Consider the following 23166-nt stretch of genomic DNA (forward strand, 5'->3'; position numbering starts at 1 on the left):
CATGATTTCTGCGACTCGAAGACTGATCGCGAAAATGACGGAAGAACCGGATATGGATTGGACAGAATTTCAAGCGTATACGGACTTGATCACGCGGCACGGCGGAATCGAAGATGCGCGAGGATTACTGGACCTGCTTAAAAGCTCGGAGCTTCGCGCGATCCATTCCGAATTGCTATGGCCGATCATGGCGCACGGCGATGCGAAGATGGCCGAGGAATTGTATCTTTGGGGCATGAAAAAAGGGAAGCTTCGCGAAGACGCGCCTTACGAAGTCTTGCACGCGTTGGGCTACATGGGATTCGAGCCGTGCACGGCCGAACTGGTTCGTTTGATCCCTACCCCAAATTGGTATGTGACTCAAGCCGCTTGCCTCGGTCTTATTCATCTGCCTTGCGAACGTTATCGAACGGAGCTTGAGGCGATGTTGAATCGATCGTTCGGCGAAGCTTTGTTCGAAGAGTTCCTGCCCGTACTAGCTTGCAAAATTTCGGATCGAAGCATCGTGCCCAAATTGGTCGAATGGGGGAAACGATCGGCATCGGTCGATTGCAACGCCGGTCTTATCTTCGGAATCGCGCTGTTCGGTTCGGAGGAAAAAGAAACGATTCGGCAGATCTTATGGGACACGAGTTGGGAAGCCCACGGGAGAAGTACGGGAACGGCTTATTGGTCCTATATGGCGATGCAGCAGGTCGGACTTCTGTTTACGGAGCTGATCGAAGACGTGAATCGATCGGCGGCAGGAGTCTTGCAGCATGGATCGAAGCAGGAATTGGAGTATCGGTTGGAAGTCCTGCATGTCCTGTTAACGCTCAAGCTGGAAACTCGGGACAAACCGGTACGGTTCATGACGACCAATCCGGAAAGCATTCGCCGGATTCACGATGCGCTGTTCCGCTCGAAACGGCCGGACGAAGATTCTTCCGTTACGAGCTTGATCGCGCGGCTGCTGCCGGAAGAGGAAGGATTGCTTCGAGCATACGAACATTTGCAGGATAACATGAAACTGTCGATTCGGCACGAAATCGAGACCCAATACTGGACGGACAAGGAGCCAAATCATTCATGACGAATCTCGACTATATGAGGGAGCTGCGGCGTCAGGTCGGTTCCCGGCCTTTGATCATGTGCGGCGCGAGCGTGTTGATCTTCGACGAACAAGGTCGGGTCTTGATGCTGCATCGCAACGATAACGATACCTGGTGCTTCCCCGGAGGCGCGATGGAACTCGGCGAGAGCACCGAACAGACGGCGCGCCGCGAAGCTTACGAAGAGACGGGGCTGCGCGTGGAACAGCTCGAATTATTCGGCGTGTTCTCGGGCGAAGGAATGCGTTACGTGTATCCGAACGGCGACGAAGTCCATAATGTGGACGTCGTTTATCGAACGAATATCTACGATGGGGAACTTCGGCTGGATCACGAGAACCGGGCCTATCGCTTCTTCGATCTGGACGAGCTGCCCGAACGGATCAGTCCGCCGGTCCTGCCGGTCGTTAGGCAGTTATCGGATCAAGGAAATCGAGCGTGACTATCAACTTATTGGCAAAACCTATTTCCTATCTCGTTCTTATAGGCGCATAATGGTGCAAACGAAGACGGGAGCGATGAAGACATGTCGAAAAAAACCATCGAACAAAAGTGGGATGCCAAGCACTACGACGAACGGATCGGGTACGTCTCGCAATTGGGAGTCGGATTGGTCGAGCTGCTGGCGCCGCAGTCGGGGGAACGAATTCTCGATCTGGGCTGCGGAACGGGAGATCTGGCGCAGCAGATCGCGCAGCGCGGCGCGGTTTGCGTAGGAACGGACTATTCGGCGGATATGATCGAGAAAGCCCGGGACAAATATCCCGACCTGTCTTTCCGGGTGGGGGATGCCGAGCGGTTTCGACTGGAAGAGGGAGAAGAGCCGTACGATGCCGTCTTCTCGAACGCGGCGCTGCATTGGATGAAGCGGCCGGAAGCGGTCATCGAATCGGTAGGACTCGCGCTGCGTCCGGGCGGACGATTCGTAGCCGAATTCGGCGGCAGCGGCAACGTAGGCGCGATCATCGAGGCGTTGACGAACGAGCTGGACCGCATCGGCGTCGACTGGAAAGCCCGCTTCCCGTGGTATTTCCCTTCCGTGGGCGAATATGCGCCGCTGCTGGAAAAAGGCGGATTCGAAGTGCGCTACGCGGAGCTGTACGATCGTCCCACTCCGCTGGGCAGCGGCGAAGACGGATTGAACAATTGGCTGCTGGCTTTTGCCGGATCGCTGCTGAGCGGCATCGATTCCGATACGCAGCGCGAGATTGCCGTCAACTGCGCGGCGGCGCTCAAGCCGAAGTTGTATCGAGGCGGAGAATGGATCGCGGATTATCGTCGGCTGCGGATAACGGCGAAGAAGAAGTAGGACTCCTGCTGATCGAGTATCTGCAAGAGAAGGAAGGACGAGCCGAATGATCGTTTACGTAAAAAAAGGCATGGACGGCGAGATCGCCAACCATAATTTCTATGCGGCCTATGACGGATTCAAGCAGTTGGGATTCGAGATTCGCTATTTCAAGGACACGGCCGAATTGACCGAACATCGACGCGAAGACATCGTGATCGGTTATGTCGACGACGTGCGCACGATGTTGGGAAAACACGGCATCGTCGCGCCCGAGCTGGATTACCCGGAAGAATTGCAGGATGAGCTGGGGCGCAAAGTATGGAGAACCAAGCTCAGCGCCATCGTCAATGATCCGGAGAGTTGGGGCGTGTTTATCAAGCCGGTCGAAGACAAAAAGTTCGCGGGCACGGTCGTACGCGGAACCAAAGACCTGATCGGCTGCGGAACGTACGGAGAAGACCCGGAGATTTTCTGTTCGGAAGTCGTGAAGTTCGTTGCGGAATGGAGAGGCTTCGTGAGGCACGGGCAGGTTCTCGACGTGCGCCGGTATCGGGGAGATTGGAGCTTGTCGTTGGATCCCGTCGTCTTGAAGCGGATCGTGAACCGGTTTGCGAGCGCGCCCAAAGGCTATTCGGTCGATATCGGTCTGACCGATGACGGGCGCACGCTGCTGATCGAGATCAACGACGGCTATGCGCTCGGACATTACGGGCTGAACTCGCTCGATTATGCCAAGCTGTTATCGGCCAGATGGGCGGAGCTGACCAGAAGCGAAGACGAATGCGACTTCTGATGTTAGATCGCTTGGCTTTCCTAAGAAGGATAAGAACGGGACCTGTACAAACGTACGGGTCTTTTTATTCGATCGCGGGTTGCGAAAAAGAGGATTTTGCTTCAAAAGAATGAACTTTATACAGGTACGGAAAACAGCAAGGCAGGATCGGAACATAACCGGGAGGTGCTAGGATGAAAAGATTTCCTACTCATATCGTGGCCGTATTCGGCGTCGTGGAGAACGCGAATCGGGAAGTTCTGCTGCTCAAACATCGTCATCGCGACATCTGGATGTTTCCGGGCGGGCAGGTCGAAGTCGGAGAGAATCTGATCGAGGCGCTGGTCCGCGAAGCTCGCGAAGAAAGCGGAATGGAAATCGAACCGGGACATCTGTTCTGCATCACGTCCAACACCTGCACCTACCCGGGATACGACGGATACGACACGGTTCCCAGCAAAGTGATCATGGGCTTCGCCTGCACCTATAAGAGCGGCGACTTCGGAGAATCGGACGAAACGACGGAACATCTCTGGGTAGCCCGCGATCGGGTACTGGATTATGTGAAAATGCCCGATTTTATCGACAAATACAAAGCTTATCTCGAATTCGACGGAACCGTTCGGTATTTGTCTTACGTGACGAAGCCGAACTACAAGGTCGATCTGGAAACGACTCTATAAAAATCAGCAGGAGGACGAACGTGGAACCACTTAAGAACGAAGCGGCAACGGATGCAGCGAAGAAAGACGAAATCGACACACCTCATTTACGAGAACGCTTGGCGGCAACAGCCGAACAATGGGCATCGAAACCGCTGATCGGAAACGAGAATAAATATGGTCCCGATCTGGAACCGATTCTGCGTTATTTCCCGAGAGAGCATCCCGATATCGGCTTCGATTGGTGCGCGGCGTTCGTGTACCATTGCTGCATGGAATCGGGACTTGAACTTCCGGTTCGTTACGCGGCGCCGGTATCGCGCAATTTCGCTTGGGTCGAAGCTTGGATGGAATGGGCGGAGCTGTACGGTTTCTATCACAAGTCCGGAGAATCGGGGTTCGTTCCCGAGCGGGGCGATCTGATCGTGTTCGACGACTTGCTCGGCAACGGGGCTAACGATCATATCGGAGTCGTGATTCGCGCGGAGGGGGACCGTTTGATTACGGCGGAAGGCAATTATCGCAATCGTTCGGGGATCTTCGATCGGACAGGCGTTGCCATCAACGGGTATATTCGGATCGCGGACGCTTACGAAGTTCGGTAAACGCAATCAGACTCGTTTTTCGAAAACGGTCGCGAACAAGCAGAGCGCGTGACCGCTGCCCTTGCCATTCGGCAAGGGCTTTTGTTACGATGAAGGAAAGAAAAGGAAGGCTGATTGAGCGCTCTTTGCTTTTTATGCGAAAGGAGGAAGTCCGATGGGCGTGATCGAGGCCGCTGCCGAGCTCGGCGCAACTTTCGACGAAGAGGCGCGAACCGCGCTCGAAGCGCACGACAAAGTGCAGAACGAAGAAGATTTTTACATACGATTGATCGACGGCCAAGAAATGCGCGAAATGACGGAAGCGCTGAGCGGGATCGAAGTTTTTGCGGACATTTTGCCTCTCTGGACGGACGGCAATTCCAATTATTTCGCCGTTTATACGGGAGGGCCGCTTCGCGGACGGATCTGTTATCTGAATCACGAAGAAACGGACAACTCTCCGATCTTCCGCTCGGTTCTATCGCTGATCCGTCGACTGGAAAATAATCCGCAAGCGGACGCCGACGAACTGCAAGCCGATTATCCGCCGCCGCGAGAGGCCGAATCCGCGCATACCGAGTCGGATCTGAAGGCAATTCGCGGACTGCGCGAGCGGCTGGGCGAACCCGACCTTGAAGACGATGTTCGCGGCCAGCTTCTGATGAGCCTTATGGCCTTGACTCCGTATTCGTGCTTGGATACGCTGCTGGCTTATCTGGAAGACGAAGACCCTTATGTAAGGGAGCGGGCAGGGGTTATTTTCAAACATCATCAAGTGAGCCCGGGAGCTTTAAAAAGAGCATGCAATAAAGAGCAGAAGCGGTAAGACAGCCGTTTTTTGCTATAAAAAATACCGCATGCTCGACCGCGAACAACAGTGGTCGAAACATGCGGCGATCGGATGCGGGATTACTTATCGTTCGTCTCGTCTTCTTCTGCGGCATCTTCGTATTCTTCCATAAACCACAGAATATCGTCGCAGTCTTCTTCGCCGTTGTAGTTGATCAGAATCTCTTCGCCGGCTTTGATATCGGTGTATGCGTAGAAATCGAAAGTATGTTTCTCGAAGCTGATCTCGTACGTGGCGTTCGGCGTATAGGAGTGGTTGAACAAGCTGCCGTAGCCGAGCAGGATCGCGGTATGATTGGCTCCGTATTGGAAAACGTAGTCGGCGAGAATCGTTTTCTCGATATGTTCGTGTTCTTCGTTCTCGTAAGCGACGACCGGCGCTTCGTGGATCAGTTCGCCTTTGGCGATATCGCGGGTCGCGAACACGCCGCGGGTGAATTCGCCTCCGCTGAGCGCGGAATGTTTAATTTCGATCATGGGTTCACCTTCGCAATTCTTGGATTGGCCTTTCGAGGGCATAGCGATAATTGTAGCTCAACGGCAAGAGATCGGCAAGGAATGAAACGAAGTAAAGGGTTTTTATTTAGGAGGAACAATATGATTATCTGGATAAACGGGGCATTCGGCGCCGGCAAATCGACGACGGCGGACGAACTGCATCGGCGCATACCGAATTCGTTCATGTACGACCCGGAAGAAGCCGGTTATTTTATTCGCAAAAACTTTCCGGCCGAACTGCACAAAAGCGATTTTCAAGATCATCCGATGTGGCGCGAAATCAATCTGTCGATGCTGGGAGGTCTCGCGCGCGAGTATTCCGGAACGATCATCGCCCCGATGACCGTGGTGAATCCGGCTTATTTCGACGAATTGGTCGGCGGACTGCGGGCATCGGGGATCGACGTCCGGCATTTCGCGCTGTTGGCGAAACGAGAGACGCTGCTGGGACGCTTAAAAAGCCGAGGCGAAAGCGAGAATTCTTGGCCCGCGCAGCAGATCGAACGCTGCTTGGCTTCGTTGTCGCAAGAAAAATTCGGTCGGCATGTGCACACGGACGAGATGACGCGCGAGCAGGTCGTCGAAGAGATCGCCTCGGCCTGCGGCATCGATTTGGAACCGGCTGACCGGAATTAAAAAGGAGGCAAGAAGCGTATGGCTGACCTGATTGCAGATTATATCGTGTCCGGAAGCCGTAACGAGCGTTATGCGCGGATCGAATACGCCCACTCGCGGGAACTCGAAGATTATTGTCACGGAAACGTGTTGGAGCGGCAGTTTCCCGAGAGACTGGCTTGGCTGTTGAACGAATACGAGCAGTTGGTTCAGCATTTTGTGGTTACGCTGATGGACGACGTGGAAGAAGAAATTCAGACGTACGATTTGCATCTGGAAAGCACGGGTCAGCGCATTTATACGATCATGCTGTTCGACGATCAGATCTCGTTCTTCCTTCTTCCCGCGTTCGACGAAGAAGACGCGCGGTGGAACGAAGAAACGCTGGACGAAAGTATCGATTCAAGCGAAAAATCCTAAGGAAAGAAGGCAGGCTTCGTGAAGGTTCTGTACGAGGAGAAACAGAGTATGCCGAAAGCTCTGATTCCGGCCGTGATTGCACCGACATTAATCATCTGGCTTATCGTCCTCTTGCAATCAACGGCGGACAAGCCGCTGGGCAACCACCCTTTGTCCGATTCGCAGATGTGGATCGGAGGCATCGTTCTCGGTATTGTACTGCCTCTGCTGATCTTGACCGTGCGCGGGAAGATTGCGGTGGACGAAGAATTCTTAACGTTAAGCTTAAGTCCTTTTTTTCGCAAAAAAGTGAAGCTGAGCGATATTGCCTACATCGGTGAGATCGCCTCCAATCCGCTGAGAGATCTTCAAAATTGGGGAGTCAAATATCGGCACCGGACCTGGCGCTTTGTTCTTCAAGGCGATCAGGCGCTTGAGCTGAGATTGGTCAACGGACAGAAGATCGTCATGACCTGCGCCCATCGGGAAGAACTACTCGAGGCGATGCAGCAAAAAAAGGCATAGGCAAAGCAGCGCGCCGAGCAGGAACTCGAGCCGCCGCCGTATGCCGACAAAACGTTCCGAACGGATCAGGCCGTACTGCCGCCATGCCGTCGGGACGTTTTTTGTTTTGCGCTCCGTATACCGGACCCGATACCCGACAACCTGTCAATGGCGATTTTTTGCACCGATGTTCATTTTTTAAGATGAATGCGCTTTCGTTAATTTATCGGCATTCCCGCAAGAATGGGGCATAGGCACAAGCGGCGACGGGCGATAAGTTGGAGAAGCAGCGGAGGCGCTTCACGGCGCGGTCGCTATCTTATTCAGACGGGGGCGATAAGAAGAATGGCACAATCTTGGTTACGCAAAGCCGCCCTGTTGGGCGCGACGCTGATTCTCGGAGGAACGGCATTGTCCGGCTGCTCGGGCGGAGGGGAAGAAGCGGAAAGCAAGCAGGGAGACGGCAAAGATCCGATCTCGATCTGGGCGTCGCTGAACACGAACGTCTCGATCACGCTGAAGAGCATGAACGAGATCACGGCGATCAAAGAATGGGAAAAAGCGACCGGGGTCCAAACCAAATTCGAGCATCCGGCGGTCGGCGCGGAGAACGAGCAGTTCAACGTGATGTTGGCTTCGAGCGAACTGCCGGACGTCATGTTCGTGTACGGCGATTACAGCAAGCTGTACAATGACGGTTCCATTATCCGCTTGAACGAACTGATCGACGAATACGCGCCCAACCTGAAGAAGATTCTGGAAGAGAATCCGGAAGTCGCGAAGCAGCTCAAAGCGGACAACGGCGATATCTACGCGATTCCGCATCTGCGTCTGGGCGAATACAAGACGTTCGGCGGCATGTTTATCCGTCAAGACTGGTTGGACGAACTGGGGCTGGAGAAACCGGAGACGCTGGACGAATGGGAAACGGTGCTTCGGGCGTTCAAAGAGAAAAAAGGCGTGAACGCGCCGCTGCTCTACGGGGCTCCGCCGAAGTTGTCCACGATGGGACCCGCCGCCGCGAACTTCTTGGAAGCGTACGGCATCACCAATACCATTTTCCTAAGAAACGGGAAAGTCGCTTACGGTCCGATCGAACCGGAATACAAAACGTTTCTGGAGATGTTCCATCGCTGGTACGAAGAAGGGCTGATCGATCCCGATTTTGCGACCAACGACCAGAAAACGTTCGACGCGAAGATTCTCGACAGCCAAGCGGGCGCGTTCTTCACGTTTATCGGCGGCGGAGTCGGACGTTACCTTCCGGCGCTTCAGGAGAAAGATCCCAAAGCCAATATGACGGCCGTGCAGTTCCCGGTCGTAAACAAAGGCGACGAACCGATGTTCACCGGACGTTCGTGGGAATGGAGCGGCGCGGGCGCGACGATCACCAAGAGCAACAAGCGGCCGGAAGAAACGGTAAAAGCGCTGGATTATTTCTTCGGCGAAGAAGGCCATATGCTGAAAAACTTCGGCGTGGAAGGCGAAACGTATACGATGGTGGACGGTTACCCGACGTACACGGACGAGATTCTGCATAATCCGGACGGCTTGTCCGTGGTGCAGGCGATGGCGAAGCATTTTATCGCCAATTATCCGTTCGTGGGCGAAGACGACGACCGTTACAACGAGCAGTATTACCAGCTTCAGCAGCAGAAAGACGCGGTCGAGCTGTTCTCGAAGTACAGCGACAATACGCTCGAAGTCAGCATTCCGCCGATCAGCCTGACGACCGAAGAATCGAACGAATACAGCAAGATCATGAACGATATCACGACTTATCGCGACGAGATGTTCATCAAGTTCGTCGTGGGCGCCGAACCGATCGACAACTTCGACAAGTTCGTCGAGCAGATCAAGAAGTTCGATATCGACCGGGCGATCGAGATTCAGCAGGACGCGGTCGACCGGTATAACGCGAGATGAGCGGCGGCGCGCGCAAACTCCGTGCCGCTCGCGAAGGAGGGCAGCAGGCGCCCTACGCTCCCCGCGATCTGCACGGACGAGGTACGGATAAGAAGGAGGGTTGGTTCGCGCGCCTCTGGCTGAATTACAAGAAGAACAAAGCGATCTATTGGATGGCGCTGCCGGTCGTGCTGTATTTCCTGGTCTTCAAGTACATGCCGATGTACGGTGCGATCATCGCGTTCAAAGATTACACGGTCGGCAAAGGCATCTGGGGCAGCGAATGGGTCGGACTTCAGCATTTCCGCGACTTTTTCGAAAGCTACTATTTCTGGCGGATTCTCAAAAACACGCTGCTGCTCAGCTTCTACCAACTGTTATTCGGATTCCCGGCTCCGATTCTGCTCGCGCTGCTGCTCAACGAACTGCGGCACGAGCTGTTCAAGCGGACGGTGCAGACGGTATCGTACATTCCGCATTTTATCTCGATCGTGGTCATCTGCGGCATGGTGGTGGATTTCTCGGCGCGCGGCGGACTGTTCAACACGATCATCACGTTCTTCGGCGGTCAGGACAGCGCGCTGCTCAGCGATCCGTCCAACTTCCGCACGATCTATACCGCGTCTTCGATCTGGCAGGAGCTGGGCTTCTCCACGATCATCTATCTGGCCGCGCTCAGCGGGATCAATCCCGAGCTGTACGACGCGTCCCGCGTAGACGGGGCAAGCCGGCTGCGACAGGTCTGGCATATCACGCTGCCGGGTATCATGCCGATGATCGTGATTCTGCTCATTCTGCGGATCGGGGGCTTGATGGAGATCGGCTTCGAGAAGATTATCCTGCTCTACAATCCGAACGTGTACGACACGGCCGACGTGATCTCGACGTTCGTGTACCGGAAAGGCATCAGCGAAGGTTCGGAATTCAGCTACACCACGGCCGTCGGATTGTTCCAATCGGTCGTCAACTTCATCCTGCTGCTCGGCGCGAACCGTTTGTCCAAAGCGTTGTCCGACAACAAGCTGTTTTGACAAGGAGAAAGGAGAAGCCGCATGCAAATCAAACGTACGGCGGGGGAAAAGCTGTTCGACGGCTTCAACGTCCTCGTCATGGTTCTGCTGATCGTCGTGACGCTGTATCCGCTGTGGCATGTGCTGAACGCGTCGCTGAGTGATTCGTCGCGTCTGATGGCGCACAGCGGACTGCTGCTCTGGCCCGACGGTTTCAATATCGACAGTTACAAGCTGGTGCTGAGCAACCCGAGTATTCTGTCGGGTTATCGCAACACGATTCTGATCGTGGTGCTGGGGACGGCGCTGAATCTGCTGTTTACGATCCTCGGCGCGTACACGCTGTCCCGCAAAACGTTCATGCTGCGCAACCCCATCATGCTGGCGATCGTGTTCACGATGTTTTTCAACGGGGGGATCATTCCGAGCTATCTCTTGATCAACAATACGCTGCATATGGGCAATAACCTGCTCGCTCTGATTGTTCCGGGACTGGTCAGCAGTTATAATCTCATCATCATGCGGACGGCTTTTCAAGAGATCTCGGAAAGCTTGCTGGAATCCGCCAGAATCGACGGAGCTGGAGAGATGCGCATTCTCTGGCGGATCGTGGTGCCGCTGTCGATGCCGGTCATCGCGGTCATGATTCTGTTCTACGGCGTCGCCCACTGGAATTCTTGGTTCGGCGCCATCTTGTATATCCGCGACCGGGATCTGTATCCGCTCCAACTGGTCCTGCGGGAGATCCTGATCCAAAATAGCACCGATTCGATGACGACCGGAGCCGCGATGGGCGACCGGGAAGCGATCGGCGAGAGCGTCAAATACGCGACGGTCATGGTGGCGACGCTGCCGATTCTGTTCATTTATCCGTTTCTGCAAAAGTACTTCGTCAAAGGCGTCATGATCGGCGCGATCAAAGAGTAGGCTAGGAATAGGAAATAGGACCGGGAACAAACGCGCAGTAGGCCGGGAGAAAACCTTCGCGCGGCTAAGAATAAACGAGCAAAAAAGATCAAAAACGGTCAAGTAGCGGGACGGAAAGGAGAGACGACATGAGAAAACGAAAAAGCATTCTGCTCTCTTGGAGTCTGTCCTATCTGGTCATTCTGCTGATTCCGATCGCGATCGGCGCGGCCGTGTTCGCGGAAGCGCGCGGCATGTTGGAAGAAGAGGTCAACCGTTCCAACAAGGTACTGCTGTCTCAGGTGCAAGAATCGATCGACAGTCAGCTTGCGGACGTGATCGGCATCGGCAGCCAACTCGCGCTCGACTCGCAACTCAACAGCTTCATCAATCATGCGGACGAGCCGGACGCGCGCTGGCGGCTGACGGCGACGGAGTTGATCCGAAGCTTCAAGTCGGTCCGCGTCGGCAACGGACTGATTCGCGAGATGTACTTGTACGTGAAAGACGCCGACGTCACGCTGTCTTCTTCTTCTCTGGCGCAGAAACGGCTGACTTACGAGATGCTGTACAGAGGCACCGACGTGACGCAAGGACAATGGACGCAGTTGATGGATACGACCCGCGAAGGCGTTTTCCGCAACATGCAATTGCTGGCCGAAGACGGCAGCGTCGCGGACACGCTCGTTTACGTGCAGCCGTTTCCGCTTCGGGCATCGGAGAACAGCCCGGCCACGCTCGTCGTTACGCTCGATCCCGACCGTTTCCAGCAGGCGATCGACAATGTGCGGTTGGAAAAAGAAAGCACGGTGTTCATCGTGGACAGCGAAGGACGTACGTTATTTTCGACAGGTCCGATCGTGACGCCTTACCGCTCGGATCAAGCGCAGGCCGACCGTCCGGAAATGCCGGGTCAGGTGCGGGAGACGAGCGCGGAAGAATGGGACGGAGAATCCGTCACGGTCTCGCGCATCTCGTCGGGCGTGCAGGATTGGGAATACGTCTCGATCGTGTCGACGGAGATCTATGCGCGCAAGCTGACGGTTATTCGCGACATTACGCTGGCGGGCGTCGGCGGAGGATTACTGCTGGGCGGGTTGGCCGCTTGGTGGTTCGCCCGCCGCAACTATCGTCCGCTGAGCCGGATCATGAGCATCGTGTCGGATCAGGTCAAAGGCAAACTGGAGCAGCCCGGCGACGAGTTCGGCATTCTGCACGGGGTGCTCACCCAGACGCTCGAAGAGCAGGACCGGTTCGCCGCGAGAGTGCGGGAACAGCAAAGCATCATGCGCGGAGGATTTCTCGTACGGCTGCTGCGAGGCCGGCTGCCGAGGGAGGAAGAAGCGGAAGCCGAGATGAAGCGGCTCGGAATCGGGTTCGAATCCGAAGCGTTCGCGGTACTGCTGCTGCAAATCGAGAACTACGAAGGATTGTTCCGAAGCCGCGAACCGGAAGACGAAGAACGCAAAAGGCAGTTCGTGCATCTGATCCTGACCAACGTGCTCGAAGAAATGATCGGCGCCGTCGGTCCGGTCTATTCGGCGGAATTGGACGGCAAGATCGCGTTTCTGGTCAATGTGCGAGGCGGGGCCGCCGGGGCGCAAAGCGAAATCGATCAGGAGCAGACCGAACGGCGAATCGCGGCGGCGGCCGCGGAAGCGCAGGAGCTGATCCGTTCGCGATTCCTCGTGACGTTCTCGGTAGGCGTCAGCCGAATCCGCTGCGGCCTGCCGCAGATCGCTTTTTGCCGCCGCGAAGCCGAAGAAGCGCTGGAATACCGCTTGATTCTCGGAATCGGGCAGATTATCGATCCGGAACGGATTCGCCAGCCGAAGGAAGAACTGTATTATCCGCTCGATCTGGAACGGCAGCTCGTCAATTATATCGCGACCGGCAATTATGCCCGTTCCACGGAAGTGATGAACGAGATCCTGATGACCAATTTCGCCGGCGAGCCGCTATCGGTCGAATTGGCGCGCTGCCTGATGTTCGAGCTGATCGGCACGATGCTCAAAGCGTACGAACAGGTCAAGCTCGACGACGCCGAAGAAGAGACGCGGCGCGGCGAATTGATCCGCAGTCTTTTCGCCTGCGAGACGTTCGAAGAGATCGAAGCCGAGCTGCTGAAGATGTTGGAAAGCGTTTGCCAGACGGTACAGGAACGCAAACGTTCGCACAACGCGGAGCTGAAGCAGCAGCTGCTCGAATTCGTCCGCGAGAATTACGCCGACGTCAATCTGGGACTGACTTCGATCTCCGAACGGTTCCGTTTCCATCCGGCTTACGTCTCGAAATATTTCAAAGAACAGACCGGCACCAATCTGATCGACTATATCAACCAATACCGGGTGAACGAAGCCAAATCCATTCTCGAACGCGAGGATGCGGCCGTGCAGGAAGTCTCCGAACGGGTGGGATTTCTCAACAGCAGCTCGTTCATCCGGGTGTTCAAAAAATACGAGGGCATCACGCCGGGACAATATAAACAAAACGCCCGGCTGATTCACCCCGACATTCGTTAGGAGCGTGCGCAAAGCAATGAGCATCTGGCAAAAAGCGATCGAAGACGCATTAGTCGTCACGCGGCTCAATATCGAACGGTTCGACGGCCGTTTCCCGCACGTGGGCGAGAAAGGCGGTCCGTATACGTTGAACGACAACACCGAATGGACCGCCGGATTCTGGTCGGGCATGCTGTGGCTGTGTTCCGAATACGCCGACGATCCGGCGTTCCGCGAAGAAGCGGCGCGCACGGTGCGTAATTTCCGCGACCGGATGGACCGGAAGATCGTGTTCGATCATCACGATATCGGCTTTCTGTATTCGCTTTCTTCCAAAGCGCAGTGGATTCTCGAAAGCGACGAGGAGGCGCGCAAGCTGACGCTGGAAGCCGCGGACATGCTGATGAAGCGTTGGCGGGAGCGGATCGGCATCATTCAAGCATGGGGCCGGGAAGGCGACGCGCAGAACGGCGGACGGATCATTATCGACTGCATGCTGAATATCCCGCTGCTGTTCTGGGCGCACGAGCAGACGGGAGAATCGTCCTATCTGCGTGTCGCGGAGCGGCATGCCCGGAAATCGAGAAGGTTTCTGGTACGCGGAGACGGATCGAGCTACCATACGTTCTATTTCGATCCGGCTACCGGCGACGCGGTTCGCGGCGGAACGCATCAAGGGTTTGCCGACGGTTCGACGTGGACGCGCGGGCAGGCTTGGGGCATCTACGGTTTCGCGCTTGCCGCGCGTTATCTGAACGATCCGGAGATGCTGGACACGGCGGCGCGCATGGCGCTGTATTTCGCCGAACATCTGCCGGAAGACCGCGTGGCGTATTGGGACTTCGATGCGCCCGCGACCACGGATACGAAGCGCGACAGCTCCGCTTCGGCGATCGCGGCCTGCGGGATGTTGGAGATCGTTTCGCAGCTCGGCGAGAGCGACGAGCGGAGCGCGGCATTGACGGAAACGGCAAAAGCATCGGTCGAATCGCTGATCCGGAATTATTCGACTCACGGCGATCCGCAGGCCGGCGGACTGCTGCTGCACGGTTCCTATTCCGTGCGCGGCGGAGACTCGCCCGACGATTACACGATCTGGGGCGATTATTATTATCTCGAAGCGCTGATGCGTCTGGAACGCGGCGTGCCGGGCTACTGGTACGAACGCGATAAGATTGTTACCGCGACAGCCGACTGAATCGGCAGCAAATAACAAGACCGCCCGGAAATCGGGGCGGTTTTTTTGCTGCCGAGAAAAGGGAACGTATATACGGTCGGCGAATAAGAAATCAAGAAGGCGGAATAGGGAAACTCATCATTAAGGAGGGCCGTTATGAGCGCCAGTAAGATTCTGATCGTCGGCATCGTCGCCAGCGGCAAAACGACGCTGGCCCGGCAGTTATCGGAACGTACCGGCATCCCGTGGCACGAGTTGGACGATATCGTATATCGACGGGGAGCAGACCGATCCAAGCGCTCGCCGGAAGAACAAGCCGAACGGATCCGCGCCATCGATCGGCAGGGCGCTTGGATCATGGAAGGGGTAGACCGTGCTTCCTACCGTCAATTGTACGATCTGGCCGATCAGGTGCTTTTTCTCGATCCGCCGCTCTGGAAAAGAAAGGCGCGTATCGTCACGCGTTATCTCAAACAGAAGACCGGCTTGGAAGCTTCGCATTACCCGCCGGATCTTCGGATGCTGAAGATGATGTTTCGTTGGACCCGCGATTTCGAACGCGGGCGTCCCGAATTCGAAGCGAAACTCGCGAATTACGGAAACAAAGTGCTGCACGTCGCAGGAGCGGAAGAAGCTCGGCGCCGATTACGAATCGGAGGAGAATGATACGATGCAGAAAGACCCGGAAGTGCAAGCGTTGATCGAACGCGGCGGCCTTGACCGGATTGCCGAATCGTTACAAAGATTGACGAAGCTCTCGAATCGCATGACGACGGTCCCGACCTCGGACGAAGAAATTCCGCCCGGACGCTCCAAGATCGGCGGTCGGCCGGATCTGCTGGCAGGCACGCCGTGGCCGTTGCATAACGGCAAACCGTTGACTTTTATCGCGCAGATCCGTTTGGAAGACGCGCCGCTCACGGCGGAAAACCTGCCGCAGTCGGGATTGTTAAGCTTTTTCTACGATGCCGCCGAACAGCCTTGGGGTTACTCGCCTAAGCATGCCGGGAGTTGGAAAGTCATGTATACCGCGGATACCGAGGCGCTCGAACGGGTATCGCCGCCCGCAGAATCCGGACACGACGGAGACTTGGAACCGCTATCCGTCGAATTTTCGGTGCAGACTACGCTGCCGGATTGGAATACGCTGGCCGTGCGCCGAATGGACTTGAACGAAGAAGAGATCGATCTGTACATCGAGCTGATGGAGCAGATCACGGAGCATAACGCGCCGGGGTTCCCGATCCATCGTTTTCTGGGGAATCCCGATCAGGTGCAGGGCGAGATGCAGCTTAAATGCCAACTGGTCACGCACGGCATCGACTGCGGCAGTCCCGTCGGCTACCGCGATCCGAGACGCGCCGAACTCGAACCCGGAGCCGACGGCTGGAAACTTCTGCTTCAGATCGACTCCGAAGACGATACCGGCATGACGTGGGGCGATTTCGGGATGATCTATTTCTGGATTCACGAAGACGATCTGAAGCGGGGCGATTTCGATAACGTTTGGGTCGTGCTTCAGTGCGGCTGAATCGGATTTATGAGTAACGGAGGGAGGCAGAATGTCAGATTTCGGCCAAGAAAACGTTCGGAAATTCTTGTTGCATTTCGGGCTAGAAGCCGTAAAAATACCTGAATCTGATCAGAAAACGCCGGATTTTGAAGTATTTTATAAGCAAAAAAAGGTGTTTTTTTGTGAAGAAAAAACGTTAGAAAAAGATGAAAAAGAAGGAGCGTACCCTGACCCTACCTATAATGCGATTTCTGCGCATATTCACAAAGCTACGAAGCAATTTAAAAGCTTAAACCCTAGACATGAATTTCCCAATGTCTTGGCGTTTACTAATTTAGATAAAGGTAAAGATTTTTATGATTTGTTTATTACGATAACCGGAGCAGCTCCAATAGGAAACGGAGAGTTCTTGACGATTAGAAGCGTAGGGAGAATACAGAAAGATCTATCGGATATCGATCTTTTTTTATGGTTTGATCAAGATTCTTTTATAGATTCTCTTCCCAATTTAAATTCAATGTTTAAAGCGGATTTATCTACTCTTTTAAATATCGTAAAAGATAAATAGCGATCAGAACATTTCGATTTAGCAGGAGGACGAAACGCATGACCCTATCTTATGACCGAGACTTCATCCTCACGCTGCGGCCGTTGAACGCGGAAGACGCGGCCAAGATCAATACCTGGGTGTACGAACCGCCGTATTCGCTATGCAGTTTCTCGAGCGATCCCGACGACTTGGAGGATCTGATGAACGGGCGATATCTCGGAGCCTTCGACAAGCAAGGCGAGTTGATCGGGTTCTTCTGTACGGGTGAATCGGCGCAGGTTCCGGGAGCGAGGCTGGTCGGGATCTATGACGAGCCGGGGTATCTGGATATCGGTCTGGGACTGCGGCCCGACTTGACGGGCAAAGGGCTGGGAGAAGCCTTTCTCCGGCAGGGAATCGCTTACCTCACCGAAACGTTTCAAACCAAAAAACTGAGGCTCGCGGTCGCGGCCTTCAACAAACGGGCCATCGAAGTTTATCGGCATGCGGGATTCCGGGAAGATCGAACTTTTACGTCGATGGTGGATTTGACGAATCTGCCGTTTATCAGCATGGTACGCGAAAAACCCGCTGAATCGGCCGCATCGCGAACGGAAGTGTAGAGAACGAGTTGCCGGTTTTCGAATTCGAGCCTGACGACAAAAGGAGGAACGCGATGAAACGAACCTACTTGATTCGAATGGGTTACTTGGTGGAACTCGACGAAGAACGCGGCGAAGACGAGGAATATTTCGACGAGCAGGTTTTTGTCGGAATCGGCGAAGACCTGATCTCGCAAAAGTCGGGCAAAACGCTCGAATGGACTCATGCTTCTTCGCTTCTTCTTGATCCGGCTTCCTCGAACTGCGGCAGATGCGAGAACTGCGGCCAATGGACGACGGATCGCGAACGGTCGGATGCTATTGCGGAGCTATGCAACGGCGCGACCGTAGACGGGCGATTATTATGCGACGATTGCCTGCCTAAAGATCATCGTTGGGCTTTTTAGATTTTTCATATTATTTCACTTTTAAGTTGAAAATATATGAATTAAATGCTATCTTCAAGATCAAAAGGAGGTAGCATTCCGTGAAATTTCTGCTGCTCGCCAATAAGAAGTTCGTCGTCGTTACGCTGATCTTGGTAGCCCTGTCTTCGGTTACGGCTACGATCACGCCTGTCCTTTTGCAGCTTTTTTCCGTCGGCAAGCAAGGCATGAATTTGCGTCTGTTCGGCGTCGTGCTCGGGGCTATGGCTTTGTCTTTTGGGCTTCAATTCGCGCTTTTGATCTATCGGGAGAATTATGCGGCGCGCTTCAATACTCGGTATTTATCGTCGCTGCTGGGCAAGATCCACCGATTGAATTACGACGCCTATGCCAAAAGCGAGCCGGCTTACCTGATCAACCGCATGTTTGCGGTCGTAGACAGCCTGTATCTGTTCATGGTCTCGGGATTCGGCGAATTCATCCGCTCTTTGCTGATCCTTGCGGTCGCGCTGGTCTTGGCTTTTTCGATACACTGGACGATATTTTTGACGCTGCTGATTTTGATTCCCGTCAATGTCGTAGGCTTTCGATGGATTAACCGCAGACTCCGCGTCCGTATGGAAGAGATGCAGAAGCGGGGGGCGGCCGCGAGCAAAGATCTGGTCTCCGCGCTCTCGAACGTCGATGCTGTCAAACAGCTGCCCGATGCGTCGTCGCTCGATCGGCTGCTGCTTCCCGGCATTCGGGAGATGTACCGTACGCTCGCGCAGACCAACAAATTCGCTCAAGGCTCCAGTTCGAGTCTCGACTTCGTCAATCAATTTTGTCAAAACGCGCTGTATCTCGGCGTCACGTACGCGATCGCGCAAAATCTGCTGCCGATCGGAAGCGTCGTGGTGGTCGGATTGCTGCTGCCGCTTTTTTTCTCGGCGCTCGGCGGGCTGACGCAGGTCAATCTGAAGTTCAAAACGTTGGAGACGGGGCTGGATTTCGTGCGCAGCGAGCTGGATGCCCATGCGGAGCAAGACGGCTCGATCGAAGTCGATCGGATTCGTTCGATTACGCTGGAAGATCCCGAGTTTGAGCTGGACGGTCGGATTTTTCGTTACCGGCTTCAAGATCGTTTGCTTCCCGGACAGATCGTGCATGTTCAAGGAGCGTCCGGTTCGGGCAAGTCTTCGCTGTTGAAGCTGCTGCTTGCTTTTCGCGAAGCGAAAGGCGTCGCCGTCAACGATATCCCGATCGCATCGCTTCGCAAGAACGGTTTACGGGCGAGGATCGCTTACGCTTCTCAGCATCCGGTCATTTTATCGAAAAGTCTGGAAGAGAATATCGGATGGGGCAGGCGATTATCGGACGAGGAGAAAGCACGGCTGGAGCGTTCGAAGGTATTGGCGCCGATTCTGCGAACCAAGACTTGGGAAACGAGGTTGACGGAAAACGGGGCGAATCTGTCGGGCGGAGAGAAACAGCGGATCGCCGCCGCGCGTCTGCTGCTTCAAGATGCCGACGTGCTGCTGCTCGACGAGAGCACGAGCAGCATCGACGCGGAGTCGGCCGACGATATTTTCCGAACGCTGATCGAGGCGGCACCCGGCAAGATTGTGCTGTACACGTCCCATAACCGCGATGCCGCCGAATACGCGACGCATACTCTTATCATCGAAACGGAGAGCAGACATGACGACTTATTGGACGATCGAAGATTTGGCGAAAAAACTTCAAGTCACGACGCGCACGATCCGCAACTACCTGAAATCCGGTGAACTATCGGGCACGAAGGTCGGCGGACAATGGCGTTTTACGCAGGACGATATCCGGCATCTGACCGGATTCGCCGATCCGCTGACCGTTTTCTCCGAACATTCGACGGATCCCGACGAATTTCAGGAAGCGATGTTGGCGTTCAATATCCCGCTTTCGGCGGAAGAAGGCGAACCGGAGAAGCTGCGCGACCGGCTGCTCGAACAGTATAATGAAGTGTATTCCGGGCCTAAACGTACTTTTCATTACGAGGTGCTGACGAGCGGTCACGTTCGCGTCGTGCTGGGCGGTCCGCATCAATACGTGTTGAACTTCGGAAGCTGGATCGAACGGAACGTATATAAGGCTTCCGAAAAGAAAAACCGTTCCGAAAGCGAGGAATAACCATGCAAAGAGCGGCGGCGATCGTATTGACTTCGAGGAGAGCAGTTCGCGATTTCGATTTCGGGCAAAGGGCGGAAAGCCATGGATAAGAAGCTTGAACAAAAGTCGGCGGCGCAAATCGGGCGGAAGCTGGCTGAAGACCTGAAGGGATTCGGTTTCCGGAAAACGAAAACGGCGTTCTATACCCGCGTTCGGCCGGACCGGATCGAGTTCGTTTATCTGAATAAGCTGGCATCCGGTCCTTATTTCCGGGTGCAGATCGGAATTCGTTTCCTGTGCGACCCTTTTCCCGTAGTAGCGTTGGAAGGGATCTGTTCGGACGACGACCGGGAATACCGGATTCGGATGTCCTACACGCGCGAACCGGAATCGCTGGACCGCTGCGCGGAAGCGATCCTCGATTATGTACGCGAACGGGGCGAGCCGTGGCTGGCTTATTGGACGGATGAAAAGCGCCTGCTTCGCGAAGAAGGATCGCCGATCTTGCGGTTTAAGGAAGAGTACGCCCGATCCGCCGAAAAGACCGGAGAAGGATTCGAACAAGCCGCGGCGCTGAGCCGCATGCTGTTGGGCATCAAACCATAACGAGGAGGACGAAACCCATGTCGATGTTGACCGAATTCAGATTGATTCCGATCGCCAGATTGGACGAATTGGAGCGCAGAGCCGATCCTTCGCGGGAAGACGGCGAATTTTACAGTTTTCTGGAGCGGAATTCCGAGGAACTGACCGAATATAACGGCTCGGGCTATATCTATTCCGCGCTGCTGGAATATCTGATCGAGCAGGAGATCGATTTGGAAGAATCGGAATACGACGAGTTAGCCGTCAAGCTGTCGCAATCGAAATACGCGTTCTGCACGATCTTGACCGTTGCGCATAAGAGGGAATACCTCGACAAGCTGAGTCCGGCGAATTTCGATGCGGAAGAACTTGGCGAATATTATAACGAATTTAACGGAACGACGGACGACGCGGAAGAAGCCGGAGCCGATATGTCGGAAGCGCTTCGCGTGCTGCACGCCAATTTGCAGCGAGCGGACAGCGAATCGGTCGTACTGCTGCTCGGCGTATAAACGGGAAGGAGGAACAGGCATGGCGATCTCGATGAATACCGCAATATGCGATCTGTTCGGCATCGAATATCCGATCATTTTAGCGCCGATGGCGGGCATCCCCGATATGGCTCCGCTCGTTTCTGCCGTTTCCCGGGCAGGCGGTCTCGGATCGCTCGGCGCGGCGTATCTGCCTCCCGAAGAGATCCGCCGCGTCGTGCGCGAGATCCGGCAGACGACCGACGCTCCTTTTGCCGTGAATTTGTTTGCCGGCGTCAGCCCTGACGATCTGAATCGATTCGACGAAGTCAACGATGCCTTGAACGGGATGCGCGATTCGCTTGGCGTTCCGCATCCCGATCGCGGCGGTATCGTTACGCCGGATCGGTTCGACGAACAGTTCGGCGTGCTGCTGGAGGAACAAGTCCCGATTCTCAGCCTGACGTTCGGCTTGCTGGCCGAGCGGCATATGGCGCAGGCCGTTCAAGCGGGCATGAAAGTGATCGCGACGGCGACGACGGTCGAAGAAGCGATCCAAGCGGAAGCGGCAGGCTGCCATGCCGTAGTCGCTCAAGGCAGCGAAGCCGGCGGGCATCGGGGAACGTTCGATACGTCCGGTCGGCGCATGGGCGCGAATATCGGCACGATGGCGCTGGTTCCGCAGATCGCCGATGCCGTGCATATTCCGGTGATCACGGCGGGCGGCATCATGGACGGCAGAGGTCTCGCGGCTTCGCTGGCGCTCGGAGCGGCCGGCGTGCAGATGGGGACGCGTTTCCTGACTTCGGCCGAATCCGGCGCGCATCCTGCGTACAAGCAGGCGCTGCTCGGCAGTACGGAAGAAAGCACGGTACTGACGGATGCTTTTTCCGGACGTCCGGCAAGAGGCATCGAGAACGAGTTTATCCGGAAATGGGAAACGGCAGGCGTCGATCCGCTGCCGTTCCCTTCGCAAAATACGCTGACCAGAGAGATCCGAAACGCCGCCGCAAAACGCAGCGATGCCGGGAATATGGCGCTGTGGGCAGGGCAGGGAACGCGGATGCTGACGGACGGCCAGTCGGCGGAAGAGATCGTGCGGCAGGTCGCGGAAGAAGCGCGGCGCGTCTGGTCTTGAAAAAGACCGCAAGAACGGATCATGGAAGGAAGGATTGTATGCAGCGCATTCGCGGAACGCAAGTTTTTGAAGGCACGACCGTACCCGGAATCATCTTCAACGCGGGACAGCATTTTTATACCGGTATAGAGATCTACGAGAACGGCACGGCAAACTGTTGGGAATTGGTCGATCTTCACGAACTGCGCGAGAAGATCGCTTCGGGATGGTTGACTTGCCGCGTCCCGGAAGGAAAAGTCTTGTCCGTTCACGGATTGGGAGCGTACGCGGTATCCGACGCGACGTGGACGCACGACGCGAACAGCTACTACCGGGCATTGATCGCCGAATGGAGCTCGTTGAATCCGGAAGACGATCGATTGAAGGAAGCGGCTTCGACGCCGATCCGAACGGGCGCGCTGAAAGGAAGCGTACCGGTTCTGCCGAGTGCGCTGCCTTACGGTTCGCCGGTCGAAGGCCGAGGGATTCGTTTGTTCAGTCGCAAAAACGGGCAAGTGGAATTAGGCGAATTGATCGTGTATGCCGACGGACGAGCCGCGCTTTACGGGGAAGAAGAGGAGATCTATGACAGCTTGGAACAGGTGCTTCAGCGATTCGATCGCGGAGAATTGACGGCTCGGTTGGAATGGCCTGCGGAAATCCGACTGCCCGGATTAGGTACCGCGATCTTCGCCGAAGCTCTGTACGAAGTCGAAAACGAAGAGAAACGCAAAGAAATCGAAGAAGAAATGACGAAAGTGCAAGGACGGGAAACGGCGTTCGAAGCCTGCAAAAAAGCGTATATCGATTATTTGATCGCGCCGAGTGAATGGGCCAGACAGCGTTTGAAAGAAGCCTACGAGAAAGTTCCCGAGCATAATCGCATGTTTCTGGGCAACATGGACGACAAAGACAGCGATTATCAGCGGATTATTTATTTCCCCAATAACAAGCGCGAAGTCTGAGAGAAAAAAGAAAGGACTTGCAGGATCCTTCCTAAACATCTATCATAGATATATAATATCTGTAATACCTTATCAACATTAAAGGTACTGATAGTTTTGATTACGTTC

General features: G+C 55.1%; 27 protein-coding genes. 26 read left to right on the top strand and 1 reads right to left on the bottom strand.

From position 1 onward, the window contains the following. Nucleotide 1 precedes the first annotated feature (1 nt). The 7 genes from CDO73_RS01665 to CDO73_RS01695 all read left to right on the top strand — a co-directional run bounded on the left by CDO73_RS01665 (nt 2) and on the right by CDO73_RS01695 (nt 5226). Nucleotides 2–1072, top strand: a complete 1071-nt coding sequence (locus tag CDO73_RS01665; RefSeq protein ID WP_088486761.1) for a hypothetical protein — start codon at nt 2–4, stop codon at nt 1070–1072. Further along, on the top strand, nt 1069–1533 hold the full coding sequence (locus tag CDO73_RS01670; RefSeq protein WP_088486762.1) for an NUDIX hydrolase: 465 nt from the start codon (nt 1069–1071) through the stop codon (nt 1531–1533). The genes CDO73_RS01665 and CDO73_RS01670 overlap by 4 nt, the downstream gene beginning before the upstream one ends. Before the next feature lie 84 nt (nt 1534–1617). Next, entirely contained in the window at nt 1618–2400 is a 783-nt protein-coding gene (locus tag CDO73_RS01675; protein WP_088486763.1) for a class I SAM-dependent methyltransferase, read from the top strand. Between the two features lie 46 nt (nt 2401–2446). After that, nucleotides 2447–3175, top strand: coding sequence for an ATP-grasp domain-containing protein (locus CDO73_RS01680; protein ID WP_088486764.1), 729 nt, complete (start codon nt 2447–2449; stop codon nt 3173–3175). A gap of 173 nt (nt 3176–3348) precedes the next feature. Then, the gene (locus CDO73_RS01685) at nt 3349–3837 is read left to right on the top strand and encodes an NUDIX hydrolase (protein WP_088486765.1); all 489 of its coding nucleotides are present in this window, start codon (nt 3349–3351) and stop codon (nt 3835–3837) included. A 20-nt stretch (nt 3838–3857) separates the two neighbouring features. Then, on the top strand, nt 3858–4421 hold the full coding sequence (locus tag CDO73_RS01690; RefSeq protein WP_088486766.1) for a CHAP domain-containing protein: 564 nt from the start codon (nt 3858–3860) through the stop codon (nt 4419–4421). Nucleotides 4422–4575: 154 nt separating this feature from the next. Then, nucleotides 4576–5226, top strand: coding sequence for an SMI1/KNR4 family protein (locus CDO73_RS01695; RefSeq protein WP_088486767.1), 651 nt, complete (start codon nt 4576–4578; stop codon nt 5224–5226). 83 nt (nt 5227–5309) lie between these two features. On the opposite strand, the gene CDO73_RS01700 is transcribed toward CDO73_RS01695, so the two are convergent. Next, nucleotides 5310–5726: an SET domain-containing protein gene (locus CDO73_RS01700; RefSeq protein ID WP_088486768.1), complete on the bottom strand. Its 417-nt coding sequence runs from the start codon at nt 5724–5726 to the stop codon at nt 5310–5312. Between the two features lie 120 nt (nt 5727–5846). On the opposite strand from CDO73_RS01700, the gene CDO73_RS01705 reads away from it, so the two are divergent. From CDO73_RS01705 to CDO73_RS01795, 19 genes are all read left to right on the top strand, one after another. Beyond that, nucleotides 5847–6383, top strand: a complete 537-nt coding sequence (locus CDO73_RS01705) for an AAA family ATPase (RefSeq protein ID WP_088486769.1) — start codon at nt 5847–5849, stop codon at nt 6381–6383. Nucleotides 6384–6401: 18 nt separating this feature from the next. Then, nucleotides 6402–6782 (top strand): hypothetical protein, encoded by a 381-nt coding sequence (locus CDO73_RS01710; protein WP_088486770.1) that lies wholly within the window; start codon nt 6402–6404, stop codon nt 6780–6782. 48 nt (nt 6783–6830) lie between these two features. Beyond that, the gene (locus tag CDO73_RS01715) at nt 6831–7286 is read left to right on the top strand and encodes a hypothetical protein (protein WP_088486771.1); all 456 of its coding nucleotides are present in this window, start codon (nt 6831–6833) and stop codon (nt 7284–7286) included. A 324-nt stretch (nt 7287–7610) separates the two neighbouring features. After that, nucleotides 7611–9191, top strand: coding sequence for a type 2 periplasmic-binding domain-containing protein (locus CDO73_RS01720; protein ID WP_088486772.1), 1581 nt, complete (start codon nt 7611–7613; stop codon nt 9189–9191). 152 nt (nt 9192–9343) lie between these two features. After that, on the top strand, nt 9344–10201 hold the full coding sequence (locus CDO73_RS01725; RefSeq protein ID WP_256972551.1) for an ABC transporter permease: 858 nt from the start codon (nt 9344–9346) through the stop codon (nt 10199–10201). A gap of 21 nt (nt 10202–10222) precedes the next feature. Beyond that, nucleotides 10223–11107: a carbohydrate ABC transporter permease gene (locus tag CDO73_RS01730; RefSeq protein ID WP_088486774.1), complete on the top strand. Its 885-nt coding sequence runs from the start codon at nt 10223–10225 to the stop codon at nt 11105–11107. A gap of 128 nt (nt 11108–11235) precedes the next feature. Continuing rightward, on the top strand, nt 11236–13608 hold the full coding sequence (locus CDO73_RS01735) for a helix-turn-helix domain-containing protein (protein ID WP_088486775.1): 2373 nt from the start codon (nt 11236–11238) through the stop codon (nt 13606–13608). Between the two features lie 16 nt (nt 13609–13624). Further along, nucleotides 13625–14785: a glycoside hydrolase family 88 protein gene (locus CDO73_RS01740; RefSeq protein WP_088486776.1), complete on the top strand. Its 1161-nt coding sequence runs from the start codon at nt 13625–13627 to the stop codon at nt 14783–14785. A 135-nt stretch (nt 14786–14920) separates the two neighbouring features. Beyond that, nucleotides 14921–15430 (top strand): AAA family ATPase, encoded by a 510-nt coding sequence (locus tag CDO73_RS01745; protein WP_088486777.1) that lies wholly within the window; start codon nt 14921–14923, stop codon nt 15428–15430. Between the two features lie 4 nt (nt 15431–15434). Next, nucleotides 15435–16295 carry a YwqG family protein gene (locus CDO73_RS01750; RefSeq protein ID WP_088486778.1) on the top strand — a complete coding sequence of 287 codons (861 nt, stop codon included), beginning with the start codon at nt 15435–15437 and terminating at the stop codon, nt 16293–16295. Nucleotides 16296–16326: 31 nt separating this feature from the next. Further along, nucleotides 16327–16845 carry a hypothetical protein gene (locus CDO73_RS01755; RefSeq protein ID WP_088486779.1) on the top strand — a complete coding sequence of 173 codons (519 nt, stop codon included), beginning with the start codon at nt 16327–16329 and terminating at the stop codon, nt 16843–16845. A gap of 38 nt (nt 16846–16883) precedes the next feature. After that, complete coding sequence (locus CDO73_RS01760; protein WP_088486780.1) at nt 16884–17429, top strand: GNAT family N-acetyltransferase; 546 nt, start codon at nt 16884–16886, stop codon at nt 17427–17429. Nucleotides 17430–17482: 53 nt separating this feature from the next. Beyond that, nucleotides 17483–17815, top strand: a complete 333-nt coding sequence (locus CDO73_RS01765) for a hypothetical protein (RefSeq protein ID WP_088486781.1) — start codon at nt 17483–17485, stop codon at nt 17813–17815. 80 nt (nt 17816–17895) lie between these two features. After that, nucleotides 17896–19560 (top strand): ATP-binding cassette domain-containing protein, encoded by a 1665-nt coding sequence (locus CDO73_RS01770; protein WP_088486782.1) that lies wholly within the window; start codon nt 17896–17898, stop codon nt 19558–19560. Then, complete coding sequence (locus CDO73_RS01775; RefSeq protein ID WP_179218472.1) at nt 19475–19942, top strand: helix-turn-helix domain-containing protein; 468 nt, start codon at nt 19475–19477, stop codon at nt 19940–19942. The genes CDO73_RS01770 and CDO73_RS01775 overlap by 86 nt, the downstream gene beginning before the upstream one ends. A gap of 81 nt (nt 19943–20023) precedes the next feature. After that, complete coding sequence (locus CDO73_RS01780) at nt 20024–20527, top strand: hypothetical protein (RefSeq protein ID WP_088486784.1); 504 nt, start codon at nt 20024–20026, stop codon at nt 20525–20527. 17 nt (nt 20528–20544) lie between these two features. Then, the gene (locus tag CDO73_RS01785) at nt 20545–21018 is read left to right on the top strand and encodes a hypothetical protein (protein WP_088486785.1); all 474 of its coding nucleotides are present in this window, start codon (nt 20545–20547) and stop codon (nt 21016–21018) included. Nucleotides 21019–21037: 19 nt separating this feature from the next. After that, the gene (locus CDO73_RS01790) at nt 21038–22114 is read left to right on the top strand and encodes an NAD(P)H-dependent flavin oxidoreductase (RefSeq protein ID WP_088486786.1); all 1077 of its coding nucleotides are present in this window, start codon (nt 21038–21040) and stop codon (nt 22112–22114) included. 38 nt (nt 22115–22152) lie between these two features. Beyond that, entirely contained in the window at nt 22153–23058 is a 906-nt protein-coding gene (locus CDO73_RS01795; protein WP_088486787.1) for a DUF7638 domain-containing protein, read from the top strand. Nucleotides 23059–23166: the final 108 nt, after the last annotated feature.

This window comes from Saccharibacillus sp. O23 (assembly GCF_002205895.1).
Taxonomy (GTDB): Bacteria; Bacillota; Bacilli; order Paenibacillales; family Paenibacillaceae; genus Saccharibacillus.

Bases quoted from the DNA above. Each gene is read 5' to 3' on its own strand.
- CDO73_RS01790 (WP_088486786.1), top strand. From the start codon at position 21,038: ATGGCGATCTCGATGAATACCGCAATATGCGATCTGTTCGGCATCGAA.
- CDO73_RS01665 (WP_088486761.1), top strand. From the start codon at position 2: ATGATTTCTGCGACTCGAAGACTGATCGCGAAAATGACGGAAGAACCG.
- CDO73_RS01715 (WP_088486771.1), top strand. From the start codon at position 6,831: ATGCCGAAAGCTCTGATTCCGGCCGTGATTGCACCGACATTAATCATC.
- CDO73_RS01760 (WP_088486780.1), top strand. From the start codon at position 16,884: ATGACCCTATCTTATGACCGAGACTTCATCCTCACGCTGCGGCCGTTG.
- CDO73_RS01775 (WP_179218472.1), top strand. From the start codon at position 19,475: ATGACGACTTATTGGACGATCGAAGATTTGGCGAAAAAACTTCAAGTC.
- CDO73_RS01745 (WP_088486777.1), top strand. From the start codon at position 14,921: ATGAGCGCCAGTAAGATTCTGATCGTCGGCATCGTCGCCAGCGGCAAA.
- CDO73_RS01750 (WP_088486778.1), top strand. From the start codon at position 15,435: ATGCAGAAAGACCCGGAAGTGCAAGCGTTGATCGAACGCGGCGGCCTT.
- CDO73_RS01675 (WP_088486763.1), top strand. From the start codon at position 1,618: ATGTCGAAAAAAACCATCGAACAAAAGTGGGATGCCAAGCACTACGAC.
- CDO73_RS01705 (WP_088486769.1), top strand. From the start codon at position 5,847: ATGATTATCTGGATAAACGGGGCATTCGGCGCCGGCAAATCGACGACG.
- CDO73_RS01740 (WP_088486776.1), top strand. From the start codon at position 13,625: ATGAGCATCTGGCAAAAAGCGATCGAAGACGCATTAGTCGTCACGCGG.
- CDO73_RS01795 (WP_088486787.1), top strand. From the start codon at position 22,153: ATGCAGCGCATTCGCGGAACGCAAGTTTTTGAAGGCACGACCGTACCC.
- CDO73_RS01710 (WP_088486770.1), top strand. From the start codon at position 6,402: ATGGCTGACCTGATTGCAGATTATATCGTGTCCGGAAGCCGTAACGAG.
- CDO73_RS01720 (WP_088486772.1), top strand. From the start codon at position 7,611: ATGGCACAATCTTGGTTACGCAAAGCCGCCCTGTTGGGCGCGACGCTG.
- CDO73_RS01685 (WP_088486765.1), top strand. From the start codon at position 3,349: ATGAAAAGATTTCCTACTCATATCGTGGCCGTATTCGGCGTCGTGGAG.
- CDO73_RS01700 (WP_088486768.1), bottom strand. From the start codon at position 5,726: ATGATCGAAATTAAACATTCCGCGCTCAGCGGAGGCGAATTCACCCGC.
- CDO73_RS01695 (WP_088486767.1), top strand. From the start codon at position 4,576: ATGGGCGTGATCGAGGCCGCTGCCGAGCTCGGCGCAACTTTCGACGAA.
- CDO73_RS01780 (WP_088486784.1), top strand. From the start codon at position 20,024: ATGGATAAGAAGCTTGAACAAAAGTCGGCGGCGCAAATCGGGCGGAAG.
- CDO73_RS01670 (WP_088486762.1), top strand. From the start codon at position 1,069: ATGACGAATCTCGACTATATGAGGGAGCTGCGGCGTCAGGTCGGTTCC.
- CDO73_RS01755 (WP_088486779.1), top strand. From the start codon at position 16,327: ATGTCAGATTTCGGCCAAGAAAACGTTCGGAAATTCTTGTTGCATTTC.
- CDO73_RS01735 (WP_088486775.1), top strand. From the start codon at position 11,236: ATGAGAAAACGAAAAAGCATTCTGCTCTCTTGGAGTCTGTCCTATCTG.
- CDO73_RS01785 (WP_088486785.1), top strand. From the start codon at position 20,545: ATGTCGATGTTGACCGAATTCAGATTGATTCCGATCGCCAGATTGGAC.
- CDO73_RS01680 (WP_088486764.1), top strand. From the start codon at position 2,447: ATGATCGTTTACGTAAAAAAAGGCATGGACGGCGAGATCGCCAACCAT.
- CDO73_RS01725 (WP_256972551.1), top strand. From the start codon at position 9,344: ATGGCGCTGCCGGTCGTGCTGTATTTCCTGGTCTTCAAGTACATGCCG.
- CDO73_RS01765 (WP_088486781.1), top strand. From the start codon at position 17,483: ATGAAACGAACCTACTTGATTCGAATGGGTTACTTGGTGGAACTCGAC.
- CDO73_RS01730 (WP_088486774.1), top strand. From the start codon at position 10,223: ATGCAAATCAAACGTACGGCGGGGGAAAAGCTGTTCGACGGCTTCAAC.